This window comes from Paraburkholderia sp. BL27I4N3 (assembly GCF_003386115.1).
In the GTDB taxonomy this organism is placed as follows: domain Bacteria; phylum Pseudomonadota; class Gammaproteobacteria; order Burkholderiales; family Burkholderiaceae; genus Paraburkholderia.
On sequence record NZ_QREJ01000001.1, the window covers coordinates 6349477 to 6368121 of the forward strand.

Annotated in this window: 15 protein-coding genes, 2 tRNA genes and 1 pseudogene; 14 read left to right on the top strand and 4 right to left on the bottom strand. The window is 61.5% G+C overall.

The features are described 5' to 3' along the window. Positions 1-12 precede the first annotated feature (12 nt). The 12 genes and pseudogenes from B0G71_RS28845 to B0G71_RS28900 all read left to right on the top strand — a co-directional run bounded on the left by B0G71_RS28845 (position 13) and on the right by B0G71_RS28900 (position 12835). Positions 13-714 carry a FadR/GntR family transcriptional regulator gene (locus B0G71_RS28845; protein ID WP_116146048.1) on the top strand — a complete coding sequence of 234 codons (702 nt, stop codon included), beginning with the start codon at positions 13-15 and terminating at the stop codon, positions 712-714. A gap of 152 nt (positions 715-866) precedes the next feature. Next, a complete protein-coding gene (gene lhgO, locus B0G71_RS28850) occupies positions 867-2063 on the top strand; it encodes an L-2-hydroxyglutarate oxidase (protein ID WP_116146050.1) in 1197 nt (398 codons plus the stop codon). 150 nt (positions 2064-2213) lie between these two features. After that, entirely contained in the window at positions 2214-3425 is a 1212-nt protein-coding gene (locus B0G71_RS28855; RefSeq protein ID WP_116148960.1) for a porin, read from the top strand. A gap of 42 nt (positions 3426-3467) precedes the next feature. Continuing rightward, entirely contained in the window at positions 3468-4226 is a 759-nt protein-coding gene (locus B0G71_RS28860) for a ribonuclease activity regulator RraA (RefSeq protein WP_116146051.1), read from the top strand. Positions 4227-4368: 142 nt separating this feature from the next. Beyond that, complete coding sequence (locus tag B0G71_RS28865; RefSeq protein WP_116146053.1) at positions 4369-5706, top strand: MFS transporter; 1338 nt, start codon at positions 4369-4371, stop codon at positions 5704-5706. A gap of 75 nt (positions 5707-5781) precedes the next feature. Beyond that, entirely contained in the window at positions 5782-6885 is a 1104-nt protein-coding gene (locus B0G71_RS28870; RefSeq protein WP_116146054.1) for an Ldh family oxidoreductase, read from the top strand. A gap of 112 nt (positions 6886-6997) precedes the next feature. Beyond that, a complete protein-coding gene (locus B0G71_RS28875) occupies positions 6998-8599 on the top strand; it encodes an aldehyde dehydrogenase (NADP(+)) (protein ID WP_116146056.1) in 1602 nt (533 codons plus the stop codon). A gap of 13 nt (positions 8600-8612) precedes the next feature. Next, positions 8613-10145, top strand: coding sequence for a methyl-accepting chemotaxis protein (locus tag B0G71_RS42550; RefSeq protein ID WP_116148962.1), 1533 nt, complete (start codon positions 8613-8615; stop codon positions 10143-10145). 66 nt (positions 10146-10211) lie between these two features. Then, a pseudogene (locus B0G71_RS28885) lies at positions 10212-10936 on the top strand (IS6 family transposase). A 766-nt stretch (positions 10937-11702) separates the two neighbouring features. Next, positions 11703-11777, top strand: a tRNA-Thr gene (locus tag B0G71_RS28890). A gap of 14 nt (positions 11778-11791) precedes the next feature. Continuing rightward, positions 11792-11867 (top strand) — tRNA-Thr (locus tag B0G71_RS28895). A 260-nt stretch (positions 11868-12127) separates the two neighbouring features. Further along, on the top strand, positions 12128-12835 hold the full coding sequence (locus tag B0G71_RS28900; RefSeq protein WP_116146057.1) for a Crp/Fnr family transcriptional regulator: 708 nt from the start codon (positions 12128-12130) through the stop codon (positions 12833-12835). Positions 12836-13133: 298 nt separating this feature from the next. On the opposite strand, the gene B0G71_RS28905 is transcribed toward B0G71_RS28900, so the two are convergent. Next, positions 13134-13538 carry a 3TM-type holin gene (locus B0G71_RS28905; RefSeq protein ID WP_116146059.1) on the bottom strand — a complete coding sequence of 135 codons (405 nt, stop codon included), beginning with the start codon at positions 13536-13538 and terminating at the stop codon, positions 13134-13136. 539 nt (positions 13539-14077) lie between these two features. On the opposite strand from B0G71_RS28905, the gene B0G71_RS28910 reads away from it, so the two are divergent. Both B0G71_RS28910 and B0G71_RS41510 read left to right on the top strand, forming a co-directional pair. Next, on the top strand, positions 14078-14761 hold the full coding sequence (locus B0G71_RS28910; protein WP_116146061.1) for a Crp/Fnr family transcriptional regulator: 684 nt from the start codon (positions 14078-14080) through the stop codon (positions 14759-14761). 40 nt (positions 14762-14801) lie between these two features. Further along, positions 14802-15308 carry a hypothetical protein gene (locus B0G71_RS41510; protein WP_181916840.1) on the top strand — a complete coding sequence of 169 codons (507 nt, stop codon included), beginning with the start codon at positions 14802-14804 and terminating at the stop codon, positions 15306-15308. Positions 15309-16175: 867 nt separating this feature from the next. Here B0G71_RS41510 and B0G71_RS28920 read toward each other — a convergent pair. The 3 genes from B0G71_RS28920 to B0G71_RS28930 form a co-directional block, all read right to left on the bottom strand. Beyond that, positions 16176-17474: a cytochrome c gene (locus B0G71_RS28920; RefSeq protein ID WP_116148964.1), complete on the bottom strand. Its 1299-nt coding sequence runs from the start codon at positions 17472-17474 to the stop codon at positions 16176-16178. 98 nt (positions 17475-17572) lie between these two features. Continuing rightward, entirely contained in the window at positions 17573-18004 is a 432-nt protein-coding gene (locus tag B0G71_RS28925; RefSeq protein ID WP_258875686.1) for a hypothetical protein, read from the bottom strand. Beyond that, positions 18001-18645 (bottom strand): cytochrome c oxidase subunit 3, encoded by a 645-nt coding sequence (locus B0G71_RS28930; RefSeq protein WP_116146066.1) that lies wholly within the window; start codon positions 18643-18645, stop codon positions 18001-18003. Before B0G71_RS28930 ends, B0G71_RS28925 begins: the two co-directional genes overlap by 4 nt.

Below are 18645 nucleotides of genomic sequence, written 5' to 3' on the forward strand. Positions count from 1 at the left end.
GAGATCCTGTTAATGCTTGAGCTTGAACGTCCCGATTCGCTTGTGCAGCGTGTGGTAAGCGCACTTCGCGCGGAAATTGATACTGGTCATTTTCCTGCCGAGTCGCGCCTGCCAACGGAGCAGCAACTGTCGGAACGGCTCAACGTGAGCCGCTCAGTCGTGCGCGAGGCAATCGCGCAGTTGAAGTCGGACGGCGTACTGGTTGCCCGGCGCGGCGCAGGGTCGTTCATTTCGCAGACGCCGTCGGGTACGGTTTTCCGGTTGCCGAGCGGCGGCAACCGGAAGCTGGATCTTGCGCAACTGTTCGAAATGCGTCTGTGGATCGAAACCCAGGCGGCGATGACCGCGGCGCGTCGACGTACCCCGGAAGATCTGAAGCGTATGAGCGATGCGATCCGCGAGATGGAAAAGAAACGCCTTGATTTCGACGCGGCTTCCGCAGCCGATGTCGCGTTTCACCGGGCCATCGCCGCAGCCACCAAGAACGAGTATTTCGTCGCGTTCCACGATTTCCTGCGCGGCCAACTGGTGGCGGTGCGTCGCGCACAATGGGCCAACACGGCGAGCCACGCGGGTGACTACGCGCGCCAGGAGCACGGCGAGCTGTATGAGGCGATCGAGCGCGGCGACCATCGGGGCGCCGCCGAATCGGCGGAGCGGCATCTGCGTGCCGCAGCCAAACGCCAGAAAATCGAGTTACCCCCTAGCGATTGACGATAGCAGGCAAGCAGCGCGGACCTTCGCGGCCCTGCGCTCAAGCCCGCGAGACGATGCTCTTTTTTGGCTAGTTAGTCAGACAACCTGATAAGCGGACGAAAAAGCGTTCAACTAGCTGAATCCGCAAAGTAGAAGCGAACAAGAAAAACATGACATATGACTTTTGCATCATCGGTGGCGGCATTGTCGGTCTCGCGACGGCGATGGAGTTGCTGCAACGGGAGCCTACGGCTTCGCTGCTGCTGCTCGAGAAGGAGACCACGCTCGCAAAACACCAGACCGGGCACAACAGCGGCGTGATTCACGCGGGCATCTACTACCAGCCGGGCAGTCTGAAGGCGGAGTTGTGCAAGCGCGGCGCCGAGGCAACCAAGCAGTTTTGCACAGAGCATGCCATTGCGTTCGATGTGTGCGGCAAGCTGCTGGTCGCGTCGAATCCGCTCGAGTTGTCGCGCATGGAAGCGCTGTACGCGCGCTCGCAACAGAACGGTTTGCGCGTCGAGCGGCTCGACGCCGCCGAGTTGCAGCGCCATGAGCCGAACATCGTCGGTCTGGGTGCCCTGTTCCTCGATGCGACAGGGATTGTCGATTACCGTCAGGTATGCGAAGCGATGGCCCGCGTTATCAGGAAAGCAGGCGGCGAAATTCGCCTCGGCACGCAGGTCACGTCGATTGCCGAGTTGGGCGATTACGTCACCGTCGGCGGCTCGGCGGAACAGCAATGGCGGGCGAAGAAGCTGGTGGTCTGCGGCGGCCTGCAATCGGACCGGCTAGCCAGGCTCGCGGGCGTGAAAATCGATCACCAGATCGTGCCGTTTCGCGGAGAGTACTACCGCTTGCCGGCCTCGAAGAACGACGTGGTGCGTCATTTGATCTATCCGATTCCCGACCCGGACCTGCCGTTTCTCGGCGTGCATCTGACGCGAATGATCGACGGTAGCGTGACAGTCGGACCGAATGCGGTTCTCGGTTTCGGCCGCGAAAACTATCCGAAGCTTTCCGTGAATCTGCGCGACGTCGCCGAATACGCCGCTTTCCCCGGCTTCTGGAAAACCATCTGGCGCAACCTGGGCTCGGGCATGGGCGAGATGAAGAACTCGCTGTTCAAGCGCGGCTATCTCGAGCAGTGCCGCAAATACTGCCCGTCGCTGACCGTTGACGATCTGCTGCCTTACGAAGCCGGCATTCGCGCGCAAGCCGTGATGCGCGACGGCACGCTGGTACACGACTTCCTGTTCGCCGACACACCGCGCATGGTGCACGTGTGCAATGCGCCTTCGCCGGCCGCGACCTCCGCCATGCCGATCGGCTCGATGATCGCCGATCGCATTCTGAAGGCCGCGTAACTGACCCGCACCCATCGGCACGCTGTTTGGACAACACCTTTTCCGCCGACGAGGCCGTTCATCGCCTCGTTGGATTTTCTGTTGTGTGCGCCGCGCATCGGCGAAGCACAACGTCTCGCTACATTGAAAAAAGTGACTGGAGACCTCGCAGTGCATAAGTTCCTCGCAACCTCCTCGAAACCTCTCGCCGCACACGTGGCATTCGCATTCGCCGCGCTTGCCGTTGCGGGAGCGCCGGCAGCAGTTCACGCGCAAAGCAGCGTGACGCTATACGGCATCATTGACGAGGGCGTCAACTACACGAGCAACGTACAAACGAACCCGGGGCATGGCCACAGCCTGTACAGCCTCTCGAGCGGCATTCTAAGCGGCAGCCGTTGGGGCCTGCGCGGCAATGAGGATCTGGGTGGCGGCATGAAGGCGATCTTCGTGCTCGAAAGCGGGTTCGACGTGAACAACGGCAAGATGGGCCAGGGTTCGCTGCTGTTTGGCCGCCAGGCGTATGTGGGGGTTTCGAGCCCGTACGGCACGGTCACGCTCGGCCGTCAGTACGATCCGGTGGTCGATTACATCCATCCGCTGATGCCGAGCGCGATGTTCTCAGGCAGCATCGGCGCGCATCCGGGCGACCTCGACAACCTCAACAATACCAATCGCGTGAATAACGCGGTCAAGTACCGTACGGCCAGCTATGGAGGCTTCACCGCGGAAGGCATGTATAGCTTCGGCGGCGTGCCGGGCAGCATGGCCGGCAACCAGATCTACTCGCTCGGCGCCGGTTACGCTGGCGGGCCGCTCACGGTCGGCGTCGGCTACCTGAATGCGCGGAATCCGAATGCGTCTTTCTTCGGCACGGCAGTCGGCGCGACGGCGGCCACCAACAACTTCGGCAGCTCGCCGGTGATCAACGGCTATGCGTCGGCGCAAAGCGAAGAGATCATCAGCGCCGGCGCCACCTACGTGATCGGCTCGGCGACCCTCGGCGGGATTTACTCGAACACGAAATTCAAGCATTTGAGCGGCGCGGTGTCGGCGCTCAATCCGGCGGGCGTGGGCGGCACTGCAAGCTTCAACAGCGCGGAAGTCAATCTCCAGTATCGGCTGACGCCGGCGCTCTCGTTCGGCGCAGCCTACAACTACACCGACGGCGGCGGCGCGAATCACGCGAAGTACCAACAAGGCTCGCTGAGTGCCGACTATATCGTCTCCAGGCGGACCGACTTCTATCTGATCGGCGTTTTGCAGCACGCGTCGGGCACTGATTCGACCGGGCGTGCAGCGCGCGCCTCGCTCAATGGCCTGACGCCTGCGTCGGGTAACCAGCAGGCGACGGTCCGTTTCGCGATTCGCCACAAGTTCTGACGCCCGGCCGGCCACCATTTCACCGAAACCAGGAGTAAATCTGTGACCTCAGCGACCGCAGTGACTATCCCGAGCCCGCTCACTGACGAGAACCGCGCCCGCTTGCGCAATGTCAGCACGGCGACCCTGACCACTGCGCTTTTCAAGCGCGGTCTTCACAACGTTTGCGTGCAAGGCGTGCTGCCGGTCAACCCGTCGGCCGCGCGCATGGTTGGCGAAGCGTATACGCTGCGCTACATTCCGGCCCGCGAGGATCTCGATCACATTGGCGTGTTCTCGGACCGCAGCCATCCGCAACGCCGCGGCGTCGAGGAGATTCCATCTGGTCACGTGATGGTGGTCGATTCGCGCAAGGACGCGCGCGCGGCCTCGGCTGGCGGCATTCTGATCACGCGGATGATGCTGCGCGGCGTGGCCGGCGTCGTCACCGACGGCGGCTTTCGCGATACGCCGGATTTGCAGAAGCTCGACTTTCCATGCTATCAAGCGCGGCCGTCGGCGCCGACCAACCTGATTCATCACCATGCGGTCGATCTGAACGTGCCGATCGCGTGTGGCGACGTGGCGGTGTATCCGGGTGACATCATCGTCGGCGATGCGGAAGCCGTCGTGGTGATTCCGGCGCATCTGGCCAACGAGATCGCTGAAGAAGCTGCCGCGATGACGGTATTCGAAGATTGGGTCGACGCACAGGTGCGCGCCGGCCGCTCGACCCTCGGACTGTACCCGCCGGACGAGGCGACGCGCGCCGACTTCGAGGCATGGAAAAAGAGCCCGTCTGCAAACGGGGCTGGACTATAAGCAAGGAAGCGGTTACCTGTGCCGCGCAATGATGCAATCGCGCGAGCGCCGGTGGCCGCTCTAACAAATGATTCCGTGCGGCGAGGCCGTACGAAACCACTCGCATCAGCATTTACAACGGACCGCGCATAAGCGGTCCGGCATGGAGACGACAGTGACCGATCGAAGCAGTGAAGACCAACTTTTTACGCACATAGCGTGGCGGCTCGTGCCGCTGCTGATTGCCATTTTCCTGGTCGCGTATATCGACCGCGCCAATATCGGCTTCGCCAAGCTGCAGATGCTCAGCAGCCTGAGGATGAGCGAGGCGTCGTACGGCTTTGCGTCGTCGCTGTTCTTCATCGGTTATCTGGTCTGCGAGGTGCCGAGCAATCTGCTGATGCATCGCTTTGGCGCGCGCCGCTGGATCTCGCGGATCATGTTGACGTGGGGCGTCGCGACGCTGTTGCTCGCGTGGACACCTTCTGCATTGGCCTTCCAGATCCTGCGCTTCTTGCTCGGCGCCGCGGAAGCCGGTCTTTATCCGGGGATCATCCTCTATCTCGGCATGTGGTTTCCTGAACGGCAGCGCACCGGCATCGTCGGCTTGCTGACACTCGGCAGCAGCATGGGCAACATGCTCGGCTCGCTAATCGGCGGTTTCTCACTGGAACTGCATGGCGTCGCGGGTCTTGCCGGCTGGCAGTGGGTGTTTCTGACCACCGGCACGCCTGCCTTACTGCTGACCTTCGTCACGCTGTACTGCCTGCCCGATGGCCCGAGCTCCGCCAACTTTCTGACGGCTCGCGAGAAAGATGTCGTCGAAAGCCGGCTGCGTGCGGATCCACCCGCGGCGCGCCTCGCCGGCGGCGACGGCTGGTCATTGGCCGCGCTTGTGACGGTGGCGCTCTTTAGCGTTGGCTACGGAACCATCTCCATCGCGATCTACGGCATCGCCTACTGGCTGCCGACCCTCGTCAAAGGCTTCGGCGTGACGAGCAGCGTCAACGGCATGCTCAACATGATTCCGTGGTTCATCACATCGCTGATGCTGCTGTGGTTGCCGCGCCGTCTGAAAACGCCGCGCCGCGTGCTGACCGCCGCGTTCTGCGCAGCACTGCTCGGCATTCTGTGCTTCGTCGCCAGCGTCGGGCCGTTCAGCAATGCGGTGCGTTTCGCCGCGCTCTCGCTCGGCGCGCCGTGTCTGTATCTGATGATCCCGTGTTTCTGGGCATTGCCGCCGCGCTTGCTGCCGGCCTCATTCATGAAGGGTGCAGGTGGCGCGGCGGCGCTCGCGGTGATCGCGGCGGGCTCGAGCGTCGGTGGTTTTCTTGCACAAAACATCATGCCTTGGGTCGGCAAGGTAACGGGCAGCACGTCCGCGCCGATGCTCGTGCCCGCCGTTAGCCTGCTGTTGCTCGGCACTGGCGCGCTGGTGGTCTGGGTGCGGCTTGGTCTTGCCGGCCGCGACGGGCCAGAAGCCATGTCCACCGCGCAATAACATTTAACGCTTAACTCAACGCAACGCGCCGGCCCATTTTTTTTCGATTTAATTCTTTCGTTTAGCAGGTCAGTCATGGCAGACACTATGCCCCGCGTCGGGGCGGCAATCGCACGGCAGCAAATCGAGGTCATCCTTGAAGCCTGGGGCATGTCGCCCGGGCAGGTCGCGGCTTCGGCCGATATCCTGATCGATTCCGATCTGAAGGGCATCGACTCGCACGGCATCTCGATGCTGATGTTCTATGACCAGTTGTATCGCGCCGGTCAGATCGACATGAAGGCGAGCCCGCGTATCGTACGCGAGACCGCGACCACCGCGCTGATCGACGGCAATGCGGCGATGGGACACCCCACGTCGCGTATGGCGATGGAACTGGCCATCGAGAAAGCGCTGGCGTGCGATATGGGCGCGGTCTCCGTGTTCAACTCGCAGCATTTCGGCGCGGCGGGCTACTACGCGGAAATGGCGGCCGAACGCGGACTGATCGCGATGGTGTCGTGCTCGACCCGGCTTGCAACGGTGGTGCCCACTTTCGGGGCCGAGCCGATGCTCGGCACCAATCCGTTCGCCTTTGCTACGCCGGCGGGCCGGCATCCGCCTGTGATTCTCGACATGTCGACCAGCGTGGTCGCGTCGAACAAGGTCAAGGTGTACGCGTTGCAGGGCAAGCCGTTGCCGCCGGGCTGGGCGCTCGACGCGAACGGCAACCCGCTGACCGATTCGGCCGAAGCCTACCGGCTGCTGTTCGAGCGCCTCGGTGGCGGCCTCGCGCCGTTAGGAGGCGACGGCAACACACTCGGCGGTCACAAGGGCTACGGGCTCGGTCTGTTCGCGCAGATTCTCGGCAGCACGCTGGGCGGCGGTTCGTTCTCGCCCGTGCGTAACCGCACGCAAAGGAGCGATGAGCCGGACAACATCGGCCATTTCTTCCTTGCGATGAATCCGGCGGCGTTCCGTCCGATCGAGGAATACCACGCCGATCTCGACTCGGTGATCACCGCGCTGCGCGAAAGCCAGCCCGCCGACCCGTCGCAGCCTGTATTGATCCCAGGGGACCCTGAGCGTCTCACGCGCGCCGCGCGCAGCGTGGAGGGCATTCCGATGCCCGATTCGTTGCGCGAGAAGATCCGCGAAGTCGCAAAGGCCGCGGGCGCGCCTTTCCTGCTGACTGTTTGAGTCTGAGCCCAGGGCACCGGCTGAGCCTCGCCACCTTGACTCTAGCGGCGCGCGCAACGCAACGCTCTGCGAGCGCTGCACACCACGCCATTTGCAACGAGCACAAAACCAGATGACAGCAACCATTCTCGGCCACAACTACATCGGCGGCCAGCGCAGCGCGCGTGGCGATATCTCGCTGCACAGTCTCTCGGCATGGACCAGCGAAACTTATCCGGTGGTTTTTTCGCAGGCGACCGACGCTGAAATCGACGCAGCCGTCGAGGCCGCGGCGGCGGCCTTCCCGCACTATCGGGCGCTGCCGTCGAGCGTTCGTGCGGATTTCCTTGAGGCAATTGCAGCGGAGATCGATGCTCTCGATGACGATTTCATTGCCGACGTGATGCGCGAAACCGCGTTGCCGAACGCGCGCATCGCCGGAGAACGGGCGCGCACCAGCAACCAGATGCGACTCTTCGCGAAGGTTTTGCGCCGGGGTGATTTCTACGGCGCGCGCATCGACCAGGCGTTGCCTGAGCGGCAACCATTGCCGCGTCCCGATCTGCGGCAATACCGGATTGGCGTCGGCCCGGTTGCGGTCTTCGGCGCGAGCAATTTTCCGTTGGCGTTCTCCGTTGCTGGCGGCGATACTGCCTCCGCACTGGCAGCCGGCTGCCCGGTCGTGGTCAAGGCGCACTCCGGCCATCTGGTGACGTCTGAGCGCATGGCGGATGCAATCGAGCGCGCGGTGCGACAGACCGGCATGCCGGCGGGGACCTTCAACATGATCTATGGCGAACGCGTTGGCGCGCGCCTCGTGCAGGCACCTGGCATTCAGGCAGTCGGCTTTACCGGTTCACTGAGCGGCGGGCGGGCGCTATGCGATCTTGCGGCAGCGCGTGAACAACCGATTCCGGTGTTCGCGGAGATGTCGAGCGTGAATCCGGTGTTTGTGCTGGAGGGCGCCTTGCGCGAGCGCGGTGCGGCGCTTGCCAATGAACTGGCGGCCTCGGTCGCGACGGGTTGCGGCCAACTGTGCACAAGTCCCGGCCTCGTGGTCGGCGTGCGTTCGCCGCAATTCAGCGCATTTATCGACAGCCTCGGCAAGGCGATCGAGCGGCAGGCGCCGCAGACCATGCTGAATCCGGGCATCTTCGCCAACTTCCGCGCGGGCCTCGAACGCACGTCGAATCACGCAGGCATTACCTTGCTCGCAGCCGCGCAAGGTGAAACCCAGCAAGCCGCCGCACAACTGTTTGTCGCCGATGCCGCGTTGCTGTTCGATCCGAGCCGGCCGCTCGAAGAAGAAATCTTCGGACCGGTTACGATCGTGGTCGAACTCGACAGTGCGGAACACCTGCTGCGTTTCGCGTCGACGATGCGCGGCCAGTTGACGGCCACACTGCTCGCGTCGCGCGGCGATCTGCAGTCGCATCGCAAGCTGATCGAACGGCTCGAGGAAAAGGCTGGCCGCCTGTTAGTGAATGCTTATCCGACTGGCGTCGAGGTGTCGGACGCGATCGTTCACGGCGGCCCATGGCCCGCGACCTCGGATGCGCGCGGCAGCTCGGTCGGCACGCTTGCGATCAACCGGTTCCTGCGGCCGGTGTGCTATCAGAACTATCCGGACGAGTTGCTGCCCGACGCGCTGAAGAATGCCAACCCGCTCAATCTGATGCGGCTCGTCGATGGAGAGATGACCCAGCGTTCTCTTGATTGTGCACCCGCTCGCTAAGGACGTTCGCGTCATGTCAAAACTGTCGATACGAGCGCGTCTAGGCGCCGCGATACTTTTCCTGTGTGTGCTGCTGACGGCGATCGGCGCGCTCGGCGTAGCGGGTATGGCGAGCAGCAACGACTCCAACCGCGAGACCAACACGAACCGGCTCGCCAGCACGCGGCTGATCGGCGACGCGGAACTCGCGATCAGCCGCGAGCGCACGACCGTCGACCGCATCGCTTTCGATCCGGCCGCCCCGACGGTCGAGAAAGACGTTGCCACTTACCGCATGCTCAGAGGGCAGGGTATGGATGCGTGGACGAAGTATCTGGCCTTGCCTGCCACATCAGACGAAAACCGTCTGGCCGCCGCGGTCAGTGCCAGGCGCAGCCAGGTGCAAAACCAACTGGACGCTTTTGCGGATTCGGTCAAGGGCATGGACGATGCGGCGGTCAAAGTCGCGTTGAAGAAAATCGCGCTGGCCAATACGGACTATGTCACGGTGAGCGCTGATCTCAAGCAGTTTCAACGCGATCAGGCAAAGGCACAGTACGATGACTCGGAAGCGAGGTTCCAGCGCTTTCGTGTAGTAACTATCGCCTCCGTCGTATTTGGGCTGCTCGCCGGTGTCTTCACCTTCGTGTCGCTGCGCCGCGCGATCGGCCGTCCGCTTGGTGAAGCGCTGGAACACTTCAACCGGATCGCGACGGGCGATCTGTCGCAGCGGATCGAAGCGCGTTCGCATGACGAAATGGGCATGCTCCTGCACGGTCTTTCGCAAATGCGCGACGGCCTCGTAAGCACGGTCACAACGGTGCGTCACGCAAGCGATGCGATCGTCACGGCGGCCCAGCAGATCGCCTCAGGGAATCTCCATCTGTCCGCACGTACTGAACAGCAGGCTACGTCGTTACAGGAAACCGCCGCTAGCATGGAAGAGCTGACCGGCACGGTGAGGCATAACGCCGAGAATGCACGTCAGGCGCAGGCTCTCGCTGCCAATGCGGCCAACACGGCGGATCACGGCAACACCGTGGTGGGCGAGGTGGTGACGACGATGAAAGAAATCGATCAGAGTTCGGGCCGTATCGGCGACATCATCGCGATTATCGATGCCATCGCGTTTCAGACCAATATTCTGGCGCTCAATGCGGCAGTCGAAGCTGCGCGCGCCGGAGGACAGGGACGCGGTTTCGCGGTGGTGGCGGCCGAGGTGCGCATGCTGGCGCAGCGCTCGTCGGCTGCCGCAAAAGAGATCAAGGAACTGATCGAGACGTCGAGCGAAAAAGTACAGGCGGGCGGCACGCTGGTCACCGAGGCAGGCGGCCGCATGCAGGCGATCCTCACCGGCGTGCGGCGCGTGGCGGACATTATGGACGAGATCTCGGCCGCTTCGTCGGAGCAAAGCACGGGAATCGAGCAGGTCGCCCGCGCCGTCGCGGAAATGGATCTGGTCACGCAGAACAACGCCGCGTTGGTCGAGGAGGCTGCAGCAGCGGCCCAGTCGCTCGAGGAACAGGCGCGAATGTTGAAAGAGACGGTGGCGGTGTTCAGGATTTAGGGTATTGTCAAATTGGCGCCGGGGTCGACGAATATAACGAGGCATGAAGAAAGCTTCCGTCTGCGTTTGGCCGTCGCCGAGGCGCCGATTTCGTTCAAGGGCTATCGATTTCCGCCGGATATCATCAGCTACGTGGTTTGGCTGTACTACCGATTCCCGCTCAGCCTGCGCATGGTTGAGGAGATGCTGGCCGCATAGGGAATCGAGCTTACGTACGAAACGGTGCGGTGCTGGGCAACGAAGTTCGGTCTGGTGATCGCGAAGCGTATCCGCTCGACAGCAGCGGGGCGCGGCGACAAGTGGCACCTGTATGAGGTGGTCGTGACGATCAACGGCAGGAAGCATTGGCCGTGGCAGGCCATCGATCAGCGAGGCGCAGTGCTCGATGTGCTGGTGCAGAGCCGCCGCGACAAGGTGGTGGCCAACCGGCTGATGCGCAAGCTGCTCAGGCGCCACGGCTGCCCACGCGTGATCGTAACGGACAAACTGCGCAGCTACGCGGCGGCGAGCACGAACTGGGCTTGAACGCCGAGCATCGGCGGCACATAGGACTGAACAACCGGGTGGAGAATTCGCACCAGCCCGCACGCGTGCGCGAGAAGGTGATGCGGCGCTTCAAGCCGGCGCGCCATCTGCAACGATTCACGTCGGTCCATGCTCAGGTGAGCAACCTGTTCATGCACTGCCGCTACAACGAGAACGCGCAACAGAAACGGCGGGCCCGCAAGCAGGCGTTCGAGGTGTGGGAAACCGTAACGGACAATCCGATGCTGGATCGCATTGCCGCATAAATTTGTTGTCCTTATGTTATACATCTTGCCTGCGCGCCCTTCAACAAGTTGACAATACCGTGCGAGTTGATGGGTTTCCTTGAAGTGTGGGCGTTCGATCGCGCACACGCAGACTAAGACCTCGGGCAGGGCATCCCCCTCGTTGCGCCGCCCAGCGCCAGCACAGACTTTGACTTTGCGGTCGCCGCCATTTTTTGCGGCGCGCCGCAGAAGAGACTTCATCGGCCGATGAATTGTAGGACCGAGTGTCGAGCCGAACGGCCGTTGCGATCCGGAAGCTGTCGGTGATTTGCGCGGGCCTGAACGGCGGTTGAGGGTCGGGTGCCGTCTTTCGCACTTGCATGGTTGAGCAGCCTTCGCAGGATCTGACGGTGCCTGTCCGATGACGTCCCGACTTGTACATTGCATGACAGGCAACAACCCGTCATAAAAGCCCTTGTGCCGCAGATCGGCCACAGTAACCGTGTCCTGATAAGGTGCCCAGTCGGTCGGCTGCGGACAGTCATACAGACCGGCTATGGAGGAACGGGTATCGGGCGGTTCGGACACGGCAGGCGAACACGGCTTCCTCATGACACCGGCGATAATCTGGCACGGGCCTCCATGTCACCAAGGTCTCCAGTCGCCCGCCCCCCAGCGCGGTGAATTCGGCGCAGAGAACAGTTCTATCGCGGTTCCATCAGCACAACTAATACTGTATGATCCTGCTCCGGCCGGTAAGGCCCTGAGCCTCGTCTCCCGCTCCAGTATCAGGCGGAAATAGCAAGCCCATGTGGCTCAGTGGTAGAGCACTCCCTTGGTAAGGGAGAGGTCGGCAGTTCGATCCTGCCCATGGGCCCCAACAATGAAGTTTTCGCCCCCTTAGCTCATTTGGTAGAGCACTTGACTTGTAATCATGAGGTGGTCTGTTCGAATCAGACAGGGGGCACCACATTTCAGGCGACGGGCCACGGGAGGTTTGCGCGGCCTTTCGCTATCCAGCAGTGCCGTATGGCTGTTGCATCGCTTCCCCGCGAGCCCGGGTCGATAGCCCCGGTTCCGAACCTAGTCTGTCCTGTCCCGACTGCAAACTGCAACTGGCCGGCGACAAGCCAAGCGACTCCATTCGCTCGGTAAATTCCACTGCGCAGCTCTGAATGCAAGATTTCGAAAGAAGATGTAGACTCGCGTCCGCTTTTATGAAGACAAGATATGCACTCAAGTCCGTCGACATCGCTGCTACGAGAGCAATGGCTTTTTCAGAACGCCAGTGAAGACGTCCTCGCTCGCGTCCGGCGGTGTGCTCGTTATCGTAAGGTCAAGGCGCGCGACATCGTCGTACATCACGGCGACTCAGATTCGCCCCTTTTTCTCGTGATTTCGGGGCAATTGCACGCCTCAAGCGTATCGGAAGCCGGGCATGAGACCGGTTATAGTTATATAAAGGCTGGCGAGTCGTTCGGCGAAAGCGCGATCATTCTGGACACGCCCGTGCTCGCGTCAGTGACTGCCTTGACGAGCGGCGTCGTCGGCGTGATAAGCAGGGCGCAGGCACGCGAGCTGTTTTGCGACGCGAGCGTCGCAGTTGCTCTACTGTCAATTCTTTCTGGCAAGTTTCATCGAGCCGTCCGCGGTCAGTCGACGCTGTCGATGCCGCGCGCGTTTTCGCGCGTCTACGCCATCATAAACGCGGCCCTAGATGAATCTCCTGACGGCACGCAGCCGTTGATCGAGCTTCCGAACCAGACGGCCATAGCCACCTCTGCGAACGTCAGTCGCGAAACCGTTTCGCGTGCAATGAAATCGCTTATGCAGCGCGGAGCGGTTATTAAAGAAGGACAGCGGCTTCGGGTTCTCGACCGCAGCATATTCAGCGGGCTCGCCTTAGCCGACGAAACCTTGGACGACAGCGTTTCCTGACGACGGCAAATCTCACACGTTGGCGACACGGCGACAATCCGGTATGCGTCTCCATGTCGCCGAAGGTCGCGCGCTCGATAACCCCCCTGCTCTTTCAGCGCCCGCACATATGCTTGTAACGCCTTGAAAAAGAGCCGGGCGGCGACGCCCGACCTAAATGACGCGCGACTTTCCGAGAGCCACGTCGCGCACCTGAGAGAACTCAATTCTCGACGGATTCTGACCAGCTTTCGGTGACGGCGCTCACTATCGTGAACTAGTTCTCACGCCCACTTCGCTCGCGCGATGAACCCCAACATCACCCGCGGTCGTCACTCGTCACGCGCGCGTCGCTCTGCATCTTCCCGCGGAAGAAGCTCGCCACGCCGAGCACGCCACCGATTGCAATCCACGCCTCGGGCGGGATGCTCTGCTGAGCATTGTTCGGCCACCAGCCGCGCAGTAGCGGGATGATGAAGTACGCTCCAATCCATGCGAGTCCGAAACAGAATCCGACGAACGGCCGCCATGCATAGGTCGGCCAGTGGTCCGCCTTCGCCTCGACCTGCATCGTCTGGTTGACCACCGCGGTATTGGCCTGATCGGCGACGAGTTCAGCCTTCTCGACATCGGCGGCGATCTGCGCGAACTGCGCCTGCTGGTCGAGCACCGCCTTCTGGAATTGCATCGGCAGGTTCGGATCAGCCTGGATCGCGGCGAGCATTCTTTCTCTACCTGAGCTATTACTGAAATGCGCGGAACTTCTTGGTTGGACAATTTACCCGATCCAGGGAGCGCCGCTGTTCTGGTCACTCGTCGGGTGCGCAATCTGGGCCTGGTCGGAACTCGATTGGAGACGCGAGGCGAGGATCGAAGACAGCCAGCGCAATTCTCAGTCGTAGCTTGATCAGGTTATGCCGCCATGTCACGACGCCGAGTCGGGCGTCGGCAACTGTTCTTGCATGACAGGCAACAATTCATCAGTCAACGCTTTGTACCGCGGATCGGCCACAGCAATCGTGTCCTTATAAGGTGTCCAGTCGGTCGAAATGCCAATTGGCCTGTGGCTGATACGGTTTTGTCGTATCGATCTGAGTCTATTTTTTATGATCTTTTACCGCGAGACTGCGAACCGCGCGGGCTTGTGCCGAGTCGATCGACCAGCCGTGGGCGCCGGAAACATCAGATGTGAAAACGAGAATGACACGTGTCCGGTGTCAAACTCCTGATATTCGGTAACTTTCGGCAGTTACCAAGAATGAAATGAAGAAAATAATAGAATTGAAGGCCAGTCTGGCACAACAGACGTTGTTCGCTACAACGGATGCAAAAACACTTGAGCTTCTTGCGAACGCTGCGCGGGTAATGGACTTCAAAAGCGGTGCCTATGTGACGTTTCAAGGGGAGGTCGAATCACCGCTGTTGCTCGTTCTATTGGGGCAGCTAAGAGTGTCGAGTCTATCGGCGAAAGGCGACGAAGCACCCATCCGCACTGTCTCCGCCGGTGGATCCACGGGAGCGGTTCCAATCATTTCGAACCGCCCAAGTAACGTCAATGTGATAGCCAATCGTGAGAGCACGGTAGCAATAATAGGCCGGACGCTCGCTCGCCAAATACTTAGCGAGCCTCGAGTGTCAGTCGCGCTGAACGGCCTTCTCGCGTCCGTGGTTGGACGCCTGGTCGATTGCCACGGCAGGCGTGAATTTCCGCGCGCCGCTGCGCGTGTTGCTGCGGTGATCGTTGACGAGCTGGATTTCCCTGCTGATTTGGATGCAGCGCCGGCTAAACCGCCAAGTCAGGCGACAATCGCTGCGATGGCGAAGGTGAGTCGAGAGACAGTTTCACGGGTGCTTTCGTCGCTGGAACTTCGAGGTCTCATTGCCAAGGAGGGTCGCCGTATCCGCATACTCGACCCAGATGCATTGCGCGCGCTGGGCAATGGATAGGCTGGCTGTTTCAATTTTTTGATCAAGCCGCAGGTCAGCAGTGATCGTCGAAAATGGCCCATTTCGTTACCCGAAAGGTACTTGCTACTACGCGGGAAATGCCGGACATGACGAACGATATCGCGGAGCGCTGCTCCCGGAGTTTCCGCGACTGGACATTGGAGTTATGCGAGGCCGAAACACGTCCGCCATCTACACCTTGGGGCATACCGTTTCGGTGGCGCTTCCGTCTCGTGCAGTGGACACACGGAGTTTGAAGCGCGCCAGACTGTGGCCGGCAGCGCGCCACCCGTTTCAGCCAGTCACCATCCCGCGCCCTGTGCGGCGCATTTCAGAGGGCAGCGGGCATTCGCGCAATGAGGAAACTCATTTCGTGCTCTGCGCCTCTCACGGCGCATCCGGTTCAGAAACCGACGAGCAGGTCTTCGGTGACGGTTCGTCAATCCGCCGCTCTGCACCTTTGGCGACAATCTGGACCGCAACACCCGTCGCCGGAAACAAAACCTTCGTTCCGAATGAGGTGTTTGTCACTGCCGGTGTCCTCTAACGTCGTACCATTCGCTGTACCCGGTCCGTACACTTGCGGCGTACCGTTTCTGTGGTGCTCGGTTAGCAGTCGCACATAGGCCGACGATGGCAGCGAAAAAGGCCGGCGAGCGTCATGTATTCGGGCGCATTGCCGTGGCGTCGACCACGTCTTTCGCCGGTGGCGATTTTCCAGACACTGTCTGGAAAATCTGCTCTCCGGGACGCGCAAGCTAGAAAGCGCGCATGCTTGCCAGATTGGCTTTGCCCTCTTTCTGCTGGCGGCCGTTTTTGGCGGACGAATAGCGCGCTAGCGGCAGATGGTCCCCACGTTCCAACGATTCCGGTTTCAGCGAAGTCGATCGTCCGGTCCGATCGCTGAGAATCTGTGGAATCCCGCGCCACGCAGCTTCCTGCTCGTCGTGACGCTTGATTTCCAAGTTCAACGTGCAGCAGGATTTTTCGACGCCATGATCCGAGCATTCTCGTTCAAGGCGTGGGCTGACAACCCCAAGAGAAGCTTCCGCAACTCTGCAGTCTTCTTGTCCAAACCAGCCACTCGCGATCTTCTGCTCTATTTCCGCAAATGATTGCAGACTTTTGGTTTATTCAGCGTCTGATGCACCGGACCGCGAGCCCGATCTGATGTTCAACTTTTGGTTTATTTTTTGTCTGCTTATGCTTTATTTATCAGTGATCGACAAATAAAGCAGGGTCGATCGAAAAACTCAGCTTCTGCTTTATTGCGCAACGCTCCGTGTGAGCTAAATGCATTCGGACGGGCCACAGTACATTGCCGATGACCCGACCTGTCCCTGCCTCGGCGCCCGCTCACGCGTCGTACGTACCGTCAACGCTTTTGGATCGTTTGATACGCCTTCCACGGCCTCTATTTATGCAAGGCATGCCGCACCGCGGTCACGTCATGGGCCGCGACGGGCTCGGCGGCATTCCCCCACGTATTACGGATGAAAGTCAGAACGTGCGCGAGTTCGCTATCGGTCAGTTTGTCCGCAAACGCTGGCATCTTGCGCGGTTCAGGGCCGCCGTCCGTGCTCGGACTGCCGCCACCCTCCACGAGCAGACGAACCAGCGAGGTCGTTTGTGGAGCGAGCACGGCCGGATTGCCCGCAAGGCGCGGATATTTTTGCGGCAGGCCCGCGCCGTTCGACTGATGGCAGCGCGCACAATAGGTTGCGTAGATGCCGGCGCCGGGCCGCTCGACATCGCCTGTCTTCAGCGCCTGCGCGGTCTGTAGCGCGCCGCGCGAATTCGCATTGAAGTGTCCGCTCTGAGCGCGCGCCGGCAGACTCTTCAGATAAGTGGCAATGGCCGCGAGGTCGGCATCGTTGAGATACTGCGTGCTGTCTTCCACCACTTGAACCATGCTGCCGAACGTCACCAGGCCGCCGCCGTGGCCGTGCTTCAGGAAAGCGGCGATGTCCGCTGCGGAGCTTCGGCCCAAGCCCGAACCGGGGTCGGCCGTGAGGTTCGGTGCGAACCAGTGATCGTTGGTGCCGCCCGTCAGATACAGCGGACTCGCCTCGGTGTAGCCGCGTTCCTCATAAGCCGGCCCGCGTGGCGTGTGGCACGCGCCACAGTGACCCAGCGATTGCACGAGATACGCACCGCGATTCCATTGCGCGTCGCGCCCTGCTTCCGGCTTGAAGCGCTCGTTCGGCAGAAACGCCCAGTCCCAGAACACGAGCGCCCAGCGCTGGTTGAACGGGAACGGCAATCGGGTTGGCGGAGCGGGTGTGGCCACCGGCTGCACGCCATGCATGAAATACGCGTAGAGCGCGTGCATATCGTCATCGTCGATCTTCGTGAACGATGGGTACGGCATCGCCGGATAGAGCCGCTTGCCGCCTCGCGCAACGCCGTCGCGCAACGCGCGTGCGAAGTCGTCATAGCTATAGAGACCGATACCTGCCTGCGGGTCCGGCGTGATGTTCGACGAATTGATCGTGCCGAACGGCGAGGCCATGCCGAGACCGCCGGCGAACGGCGTCGCCGGAGTCGGCGCGGCGCCGGGCCGCATGACGCGTGGCGCGGCCGTATGACAGCCTGCGCAGTCTGCGGCCTTCGCGAGATACGCACCGCGTGCGATCTGCGCGGCGTCGGCCGGCGTCGCATTGGCGGGTGCGGAGTCGGCTGTGTAGCCGCAAGCAAGCGCGCCGAGCGTCATGGCGAGCATCGCAACGGCAACGCGCGGGCCATGCCGAAACCATCGCCCGTGCGGCCCTTTGCGGCTTGGTGAAACAAACGGATTAGGGGCGCGCATGGTCACCACCACTTGCACGGCGACACGAGCGCCAATGCCATATCAGTTGCAATCAACGCGAACAGAAACAGCGCACTGCACATCACCGAGATACGTGTCAGAAAAGCGTCGAGTCCGCTTCGCCTCTGGCCTATGCCGCCCGGGGCGCCCTCCTTCGCCGCTTCGAGACGACGAACGTTTCGCCAGGCCGTCAGCGCGCCGAACGCGCCGGCCGCGAGACATAACGCGCTGATGACAACGAGCGCCGAACGCATCCACGGCAATGCCGGGGACGACAGCGGCTGATCGAGTGGATAGCAGCTTTGCGCGGCCAGCGTCTCGGCGATAACCATCTGCGCGAGCCATGCGCACGGCGCGACCAGCAGGCCGACCAGCACGCGCCGCATGGGCGGGGTCGGCACGGCAGATGGTTCGGCGCGCAACGTCGGTTTCATGTTCCCGGCCATGACAGATTCCGAAACAGATACGGCGTCAGATAGAGCGTGCTGAAGATGAACAACCACACGACATCCACGAAATGCCAGTACAGGCCGCCGATGGTCAGCGCCGCGCAGCGTTTTTCGTCGAAATAGCCCAGCGCGGTCCACAGCAGCAAGAACAGCAACACGATGATGCCGACCACGACGTGTGCCATATGGAACCCTGTGATCGTGAAATACAGCGAGCCATACAGATGCGTCGTCAGGCCGTATGGATGATCGTGCCATTCGAGCAGTTGAATGCCCACGAATACGATTCCGAGCAGGACGCCCACCGTCATCGAGGCCATGGCCCATCTCAAGCGCTTGCGCCTCACGCAGCGCTCGCACAACCAGACGAACACGCTGCTCGACAGCAGAATGATCGTGTTTGCAATGCCGAGACCGAGCTTCGGCAAGCCTTCTGGCGGCCATCGCTGCGTACTCTGCGAGGCCAGATAGAGATACGAAAAGATCAGATAGCCAAACAACGCGCCTTCAGTCGCAATCAACGTGAGGCAGCCCCACCAGCCGCCCGAGCGCTCGCCCGCACTGCCGATCGGCAAGGGCTCAGCCGGCTGGGCGGCGGTCTGACTCAAGTCCACGGCATCGCTCAC